The 3048-nt window shown below is 40.5% G+C and carries 4 protein-coding genes; 3 read left to right on the top strand and 1 reads right to left on the bottom strand.

Going from position 1 to position 3048, the window contains the following annotated elements:
* Window positions 1-416: 416 nt before the first annotated feature.
* The 3 genes from G5A70_RS15370 (at window position 417) to G5A70_RS15850 (ending at window position 2178) form a co-directional block, all read left to right on the top strand.
* Window positions 417-581 (top strand): hypothetical protein, encoded by a 165-nt coding sequence (locus G5A70_RS15370; protein ID WP_173691475.1) that lies wholly within the window; start codon window positions 417-419, stop codon window positions 579-581.
* Between the two features lie 25 nt (window positions 582-606).
* On the top strand, window positions 607-933 hold the full coding sequence (locus G5A70_RS15855; protein ID WP_226853770.1) for a hypothetical protein: 327 nt from the start codon (window positions 607-609) through the stop codon (window positions 931-933).
* Between the two features lie 234 nt (window positions 934-1167).
* Window positions 1168-2178 carry an IS66 family transposase gene (locus G5A70_RS15850; protein ID WP_226853768.1) on the top strand — a complete coding sequence of 337 codons (1011 nt, stop codon included), beginning with the start codon at window positions 1168-1170 and terminating at the stop codon, window positions 2176-2178.
* 514 nt (window positions 2179-2692) lie between these two features.
* Here G5A70_RS15850 and G5A70_RS15360 read toward each other — a convergent pair.
* Window positions 2693-2983, bottom strand: a complete 291-nt coding sequence (locus tag G5A70_RS15360; protein WP_173750321.1) for a hypothetical protein — start codon at window positions 2981-2983, stop codon at window positions 2693-2695.
* Window positions 2984-3048: the final 65 nt, after the last annotated feature.

Genomic DNA, 3048 nt, shown 5'->3' with positions numbered 1-3048 from the left:
TTAGGTCTTGCCATAATGAATCACCGCCGTTTCTTTTTAGTATATCATGAAACGGCATGAAGCAAAAGAATAATTGTGTTCTTGAGTTTCCGCGGTTTTATCCACAAGTTACTGTTCAGAGGTATGCATAAGTCATTGTAAAAAATAGCGAAATTTATTTTTTTATTTTGTGGATATTCATTTTAGGCAGGAAAAACTGTGTTTATAATTTTTCCTGCCGTTCTTTTTTGGCAAAGTTATACACCAGATTCTGGATTCCAGAGCCCATTTTCGAAGTTTCATGGCTGATATCAATGCTTTTTCAATCGCAAAACGAATACTTATCCACAGTCAGATTGACGAAAGAACGATTTTGGGAAATTCACTTTTTTTCTATGTTTTTGTTATACTCTTTCACAAGAAAGAGAGATTTTCTTATGGACATCGATTTAAAAGAAGAATTGAAAAAACGTGATAAACTTCTCGCTGGTTACCTCAAACAGATTGAGATACAAGAGGAATTTATCCAAAAACAAAAGGAAATGATTGAATATCTGGAAGATCATATTTCAAAGATCACAGACATTATCAGTGGCGTTTAATGGTAACTGTGCCGGAGGAAAACGTATGCCTGATACTTATGATTACATCACACTCATGTGCCGGCTAAAAGCCGCACAGGCAAGGAATAAAGAGCTGGAATCCGGTGAGAGATATGTCAAACTGAAAGAACTCCACCAGAAGGATTGCAGAGACTATGAACATAAAATTCTGGAACTGCAGACAGAAATAGCGGAAGCGCATAAAGAAACTATCCGTGTCCGTAATTACTGGTTCCAGGTACTGGAGGATATGCTCCTGGAGTTTGAAGCGATGCAGAAAAAAGCCGAACGGAAGCTAAAGGAGATGGAGAAGCGCGTCCTTTTTGCCGAAAACAAAGAGATGATGCTTTAGATAAAGTAAAAGAACTCCGCCTTCAGTTTTATAAAACAGCAGCCAGGCTGGAAGAAGAACAGGGAAAAAACGGGCAGGAAACCGGGAGGACAGCCCGGTCATAAGGGGCACAGCCGAAAGAAACAGGAACCTACGCAGCCGGCAATCCTTCTTCCACCGCCAGAAGAAGTCCTTGAAGACTGTGCTTTCAAAAAGACTGCAAGGACAATCATAAAACAACTGGTAAGGATCCGTATGGTTCTGGATGTAACGGAATACCATGCAGATGTTTATTATAACAGTCAGACGGGAGAACGTGTACATGCTGCATTTCTGGATGGCGTGATTGATGACGTGAATTATGATGGCAGCATCCGGGCATTTCTGTTTCTTTTAAATAATAACTGCTGTACTTCCATTGATGAGAGCAGAAAATTCCTGTCGGATTTAACAGGTGGAAAACTGAATATTTCGAAAGGCATGATAAGTAAACTCAGCAGGGAGTTTGCTTTAAAAACAGAGCCTGAACGCAGGACTGCCTGCGCAGAGATGCTGCTTTCCCCTGTCATGCATACAGACTGTACAAATGCAAGGGAAAACGGAAAGAACTGTCAGGTATATGTCTGTGTGACACCGGACGGAAAAGCCCTATACTTTGCATGTGAGAAAAAAGGGCATGAAGGGGTAAAAGGTACTGTCACGGAGGATTATCAGGGAATCCTGGCCCATGACCATGATCTTACCATTTATCATTATGGAGCAAATCATCAGGAATGTCTTGCTCATGTACTGCGTTATCTGAAAGACAGTATAGATAACGAACCGGAGCGCACCTGGAACAAAGAAATGCGTTCACTGGTACAGGAAATAATCCATTTCCGAAAAGGCTTCCAGCTGCCCCAGGAGCCGGATCTGAAAAAGGTTTCCGAATTTGAAAAAAGATATCAGAAGATACTGGAAACCGCTAGAAAGGAATACGGGGACATTCCGGCAAATAATTATTATAGAGACGGGTATAATTTATTTTTGAGAATGGAGAAATACATGCAGAATCATCTGCTGTTCCTGCATAACTCCAGAGTACCTGCCACGAATAACGAAGCCGAAGGGCTTCTGAGGAATTATAAGCGGAAACAGGCGCAGGCCGTGACATTTAGGAGTTTCGAAAGTATCGATTATCTCTGCCAATGCATGAGCATGCTTGTTTTGATGCGCCTGGAGGAATCGGCAAATATATTTGACAGAGTGTCCAAGATATTTGGATAAAGAAAAACCGATGGCTTTAACTGTTATCAGTCTACACCATCAGTTTTCTTAAGTCCAGTTAACCTCTGAACAGTAACGCTCACTGTGAAAATTTATCCAAATTAAGCGAAACTTCTTGAAATCTCAAAGATAACATGCTAACATCTAAGTAAACAGAAAGCACCCACTCCAAAGGTGGATGCTCCGAGTTTAGGTCAGATAATGTCCTTACGGACACCGCTTATCCTGTTGGCAGACAGGATAGGCATTTTTATTTTCGCTTGTTTCTCTTATCGAGAAAGGCAAGCAACGCTACAATCAAGCTACCAAAGAACATCAGCAATGCTAATATCCCAATGAAAATCGAAATAATTTCATAAGCCGTCATCGGCGCCACCTCCCTTCCTATGTATTCCGGTTGCCCGGTATCATAAAACTCGGGAGGCTACCACCCTGTCATGGGTACTTTCCTTAGGTAATATCCTAACATAATAACTATCACTTCGGCAAGAAAAAACTACATTTTTCTATCTCATTATTTTCTGCCAATTATGATAACATGGTTACTTGCACCAAGAACCGACTGTTCACGGCACACACTATAATGGTAATCGCACCATATTTTGAACTGATTTTCATCCCATTGGTCTACCTTTTGCGATAAAAGAGGTGCTAAACCATCTTGTGCAAAATGGTCTACAATTTCTAATCCATACCTTTGATAAATTAATTCCATTTCCTCTTTTGAAGAATAATAAGTATCCGTCCAAAAACACTTCTCATCATCATGCTTTAATACGCTTGTTTTAACAAGTTGTTTTGCCAATTGTTCATCTGTAAGCGCCCAATAATACTGCGGTAAAATTTAAAATTACCCCAGCCCTTTGCGAG

Origin of the sequence: Blautia hansenii (assembly GCF_013304445.1) — a bacterium.
Lineage (GTDB): Bacteria > Bacillota > Clostridia > Lachnospirales > Lachnospiraceae > Blautia.
Note: the sequence above shows the minus strand (reverse complement) of the source record. Positions and strands in the feature narration are given on the sequence as shown.